Origin of the sequence: Roseomonas sp. 18066, from assembly GCF_902706185.1 — a bacterium.
Lineage (GTDB): Bacteria > Pseudomonadota > Alphaproteobacteria > Acetobacterales > Acetobacteraceae > Pseudoroseomonas.
Map to the genome: position 1 here is coordinate 1 of NZ_CACSJM010000267.1, position 3669 is coordinate 3669.

4 protein-coding genes are annotated in these 3669 nt (G+C 73.6%); all 4 read right to left on the reverse strand.

The genetic code is table 11. From position 1 onward, the window contains the following. A partial coding sequence (locus GVN67_RS28345) for a cobyric acid synthase (RefSeq protein ID WP_200845436.1) occupies window positions 1-1227 on the reverse strand: 1227 nt, incomplete at its 3' end. Between the two features lie 2 nt (window positions 1228-1229). Then, window positions 1230-1829 (reverse strand): cob(I)yrinic acid a,c-diamide adenosyltransferase, encoded by a 600-nt coding sequence (gene cobO, locus GVN67_RS28350; RefSeq protein WP_160000652.1) that lies wholly within the window; start codon window positions 1827-1829, stop codon window positions 1230-1232. Continuing rightward, window positions 1826-2335: a bifunctional adenosylcobinamide kinase/adenosylcobinamide-phosphate guanylyltransferase gene (gene cobU / locus GVN67_RS28355; RefSeq protein WP_160000653.1), complete on the reverse strand. Its 510-nt coding sequence runs from the start codon at window positions 2333-2335 to the stop codon at window positions 1826-1828. Before cobU ends, cobO begins: the two co-directional genes overlap by 4 nt. Before the next feature lie 58 nt (window positions 2336-2393). Further along, on the reverse strand, window positions 2394-3668 hold the full coding sequence (gene hemN, locus GVN67_RS28360) for an oxygen-independent coproporphyrinogen III oxidase (RefSeq protein WP_160000654.1): 1275 nt from the start codon (window positions 3666-3668) through the stop codon (window positions 2394-2396). Window position 3669: the final 1 nt, after the last annotated feature.

Consider the following 3669-nt stretch of genomic DNA (forward strand, 5'->3'; position numbering starts at 1 on the left):
GTCGGGGCCGGTGGTGCGGCCGATATGCATCTCGTAGCCGGCGAAGGGCAGGTCGTCGGCCAGGCTGCGGCCGCGGGCGGGGGAAAGCTGCTTGCTGCCGGCCAGCACGGTCTCGACCTGCAGCAGGCCGAGGCCGGGGACGCTGCCGGGCGGGCCCTCGGCGCCCTCGGGGTCGGCGATGCGGGTGCCGAGCATCTGGTAGCCGCCGCAGATCCCCAGAATCCGGCCGCCGCGGCGGTGATGGGCGAGGATATCGATGTCCCAGCCCTCGGCGCGGAGGGCGGCCAGGTCGGCGATGGTGGCCTTGGAGCCGGGCAGGATCACCAGGTCCGTGTCGCCGGGCAGCGGCATGCCGGGGCGCAGCATGATCAGCTCGACGCCGGGCTCGGCGGCGAGCGGGTCGAGGTCGTCGAAATTGGCGATGCGCGGCAGCAGGGGGACGGCGATGCGGCAGCCGGCGCCCCCCTCTTCAGATCTGGGACGGCGCGGCAGGTGGTCGAGCAGGTCCTGGGCGTCCTCGGCGGGCAGGCGGCGGGCGCTCTCGAAGAAGGGCACCAGCCCGCAATCCTGCCAGCCGGTGGCCTGGGCGATGGTCGCCATGCCGTCGGCGAAAAGGCTGGCATCGCCGCGCATGCGGTTGACGACGAAGCCGCGGATCAGGGCGGCATCCTCGGCGGCGACGACATGCTTCGTGCCGACCAGCGAGGCGATCACCCCGCCGCGGTCGATGTCGCCGACCAGCACGACGGGCGTGTCGGTGGCCCGGGCGAAACCCATATTGGCGATGTCGCCGGCGCGGAGGTTCACTTCCGACGCGCTGCCGGCGCCCTCGACCAGCACGATGTCGGCCTCGGCCTGCAGCCGGGCGAAGCTGTCCAGCACGAAGGGCATCAGCGACGGCTTCATCACCTGGTAGTCGCGGGCGCGGGCGGTTGCATGGACGCGGCCCTGCACCACCACCTGGCTGCCGATCTCGCTTTGCGGCTTCAGCAGCACCGGGTTCATGTGGACGCTGGGGGCGACGCCGGCAGCGCGGGCCTGCAGCGCCTGGGCCCGGCCGATCTCGCCGCCATCGGCGGTGACGGCGGCGTTGTTCGACATGTTCTGCGGCTTGAAGGGGCGCACCACCAGCCCGCGCCGGGTCAAGGCGCGGGCCAGCCCGGCCACCAGCAGCGACTTCCCCACCGAGGAGCCGGTGCCCTGGAACATCAGCGCCACGCCGCGCATCGTCAGAACTCGATGCCTTCCTGGGCCTTCACCCCGGCGGCGAAGTGGTGCTTGCGCGGCAGCATCTCGGTGACCAGGTCGGCGGCCTCCATCAGCGCGGGCGGGGCGTTGCGGCCGGTGACGACGACGTGCAGCATCGGCGGGCGGTCGGTCAGTCCGTCGATCACCTCCTGCAGCGGCAGGTAGTCGTAGCGCAGCGCGATGCAGAGCTCGTCCAGCACCAGCATCCCGAGGCCTTCCTGCGATTTCAGCGCCATCGCCTTGTCCCAGGCGCGGCGGCAGGCGGCGACGTCGCGCTCGCGGTCCTGGGTCTCCCAGGTGAAGCCCTCGCCCATGCTGTGCCATTCGAGGCCGGGCATGGCCTCCAGCAGCGGCCGCTCGCCGGTGCTCCAGGCGCCCTTGATGAACTGCACCACGCCGACGCGACGGCCGCGCCCCAGCATGCGCAGCGCCAGGCCGAAGGCGGCGGTCGACTTGCCCTTGCCGGCGCCGGTATGGACCATCAGCAGGCCCTTCTCGACCGTCTTGGACGCGACCTCGGCGTCCTGCACGGCCTTGCGCTTGGCCATCTTGTCGCGATGGCGGTCGGCGTCCTCGGTCATGCTTCCCCCTTCATCACCAGCGGCAGGCCGGCCGCCACGAAATGCACCGTCGCCGCCCGCGCCGCCAGCCGCTGGTTGAGCAGCCCGGCCTGGTCGCGGAACGCCCGGGCCAGCTTGTTCTCCGGCACGATGCCGAGGCCCACCTCGTTGGCCACCAGCACGGTGGGCGCCGCGCGCCGGTCCAGCGCCGCCTCCAACGCGATGGTGGCGGCGGCGACATCATGCTCGCCCAGCATCAGGTTGGTCAGCCACAGCGTCAGGCAATCGACCAGCGCCGGCCGGTCCCCCGCCTGGTCCAAGGCGCCTTCCAGGTCCAGCGGCGCGCCGATGGTGGCCCAGCGCGCATCCCGCCGCGCCTGGTGCTGGGCGATGCGGTCGCGCATCTCACCGTCCCAGGCCTCGGCGGTGGCGATATAGGCCCAAGGGGCGGCATGCCGCGCCACCAGCCCCTCCGCATGGCGGGACTTTCCGGAGCGGGCACCGCCGAGGATCAGGGTGAAGGCCATGGAGGCCGGGGTAGAAGGAAGGGCTGGTCAGGGCAAGGGCTGCGACGGCCCCCTCCCCTCACGCCGCCTGGCTGTGCCGCCCGGCGCCGGTCCCCAGATAGGCGTCGAAGGCGGCGGCGGCGTGGCGCAGGAAGCGGCGCTCCCGCACCACCAGGCGGTCGGGCGTCAGCGCCACGACGCCATCGGCCAGCAGCGGCGCCAGGCGCGGCCAGGCATCGCCGGGGATGGCGTCGCGCGGCAGCGACAGGTCGCACATGATGCGCTCGATCAGCCCGCCGCGGCGGATGTCGTCGGCCGAGACGGCGCGGCCGCGGCGGACGGCCAGCTGCCCGGCCTCCACCGCCGCCAGCCAGCCGCGCTCCTCGGCGATGTTCTGGGCGAAGCCCGCCGGCAGCTGCCCGATCGAGGAGGCGCCAAGCCCTAGCAGCACCGGCGCCGTGTCGGTGGCATAGCCCTGGAAGTTCCGCCGCAGCGTGCCCCCGGCCGCCGCCAGCGCCATCGGGTCGCCGGGGCGGGCGAAATGGTCGAGCCCGATGCGGAGGTAGCCCGCGGCTTCCAGCACCGCCGCCGCCGCCTCGGCCTGGTCGAGCCGGGCCGCCGGCCCCGGCAGAAGCGTTGCATCGATCGCCTGCTGCGCCGGCTTCATCCAGGGCACATGGGCGTAGCCGAAGACCGCCACCCGCTCGACGCCGAGGGAGGCGGCGAAGCGGGCGCTGGCCTCGACCTCGGCGATGCCCTGGCCTGGCAGGCCATACATCAGGTCGAGGTTGATGGCGCCGATGCCGACGCGGCGCAGCAGGGCGACAGCCTGCGCCACCTGCTCGCCGGGCTGCGGCCGGCCGATCCGCGCCTGCACGCCAGGGTCGATGTCCTGCACGCCCAGGCTGGCACGGGTGATGCCGCCCTGCGCCAGGGCCTCGGCGATGGCCGGGGTCAGCACGCGGGGGTCGAGCTCGATGGCGCGCTCGGCGCCCGGCGCGAAGCGGAATTCTTTTTCCAGGGCGGCGAGCAGCTGCGACAGGCCCTCGGCGCCGATGGCGCTGGGGGTGCCGCCGCCCAGATGCAGCGCCGTCACCGGGCCGGCCTGGGGCACCGCCGCCGAGAGCAGCGCCGCCTCGGCCAGCAGCGCCGCGGTGTAGCGGGCGAGCCGCTCCGGCCGCCGGGTCACTGCGGTGTGGCAGCCGCAATACCAGCAGAGCGCGCGGCAGAAGGGGATATGGACATAGAGGCTGACCGCCTGGTCCGGCGTCAGCGCCGCCAGCCATTCGCGGTAGTCACCCTCGCCCATCGCCGTGAAATGCGGCGCGGTGGGATAGGAGGTGTAGCGCGGCAGC